Raw genomic sequence first — 648 nt, forward strand, 5'->3', positions numbered from 1 at the left:
TACACTTTCCCGTATGACACACATAATGATCGGCTATGCCCGCTGCTCGACGGACAAACAGGATCTCGCGGCCCAGCATCAGGAACTGCTCAAACTCGGTGTTTCTGCCGATCGTATTTACACCGACAAGGGCTTCACCGGCACGAACCGGGAAAGGGCCGGCCTTGACCAGGCACTGGCGGCTGTTCGTAGTGGCGATACTTTGGTCGTACCAAAGCTTGATCGACTGGCCCGCTCTGTCCCTGATGCACGGCTTATTGGCGACAGCCTGGCATCCCGTGGCGTGAAGCTTCAACTTGGGAACAGTATTCACGATCCGTCTGATCCAATGTTCAAGTTGTTCTTCAACATCCTTTCGACTTTCGCGGAGTTTGAAGCCGATCTGATCCGGATGCGTACTCGTGAAGGGATGGCCGTTGCACGCGACAAAGGTAAACTACGCGGAAAGAAACCCAAGCTTTCTGAACGTCAGCAAAAAGAGCTTCGCCGGATGTATGATACCGGCGATTACTCCATCAGCGATCTTTCAGAACTGTTTTCTATTTCTCGGCCAACTGTCTATCGAACTCTCAGCAGAACAGCCTCAACGTTCTTGTTGGGTTCACTCTAAGCGTACGTAAAGTACACTTTCGTGTCGTGACCCCTATT

At 52.0% G+C, this 648-nt stretch carries 1 protein-coding gene; it reads left to right on the plus strand.

What is annotated here, in order from left to right; translation table 11 throughout:
• Window positions 1–13: 13 nt before the first annotated feature.
• The gene (locus KP705_RS15955) at window positions 14–610 is read left to right on the plus strand and encodes a recombinase family protein (RefSeq protein ID WP_215764944.1); all 597 of its coding nucleotides are present in this window, start codon (window positions 14–16) and stop codon (window positions 608–610) included.
• Window positions 611–648: the final 38 nt, after the last annotated feature.

Origin of the sequence: Gluconobacter sp. P1D12_c (genome assembly GCF_018812105.1) — a bacterium.
Classification (GTDB): Bacteria; Pseudomonadota; Alphaproteobacteria; order Acetobacterales; family Acetobacteraceae; genus Gluconobacter; species Gluconobacter oxydans_A.

Excerpts from the sequence above, each read along its gene's own strand:
- KP705_RS15955 (WP_215764944.1), top strand. The coding sequence starts at position 14 with ATGACACACATAATGATCGGCTATGCCCGCTGCTCGACGGACAAACAG.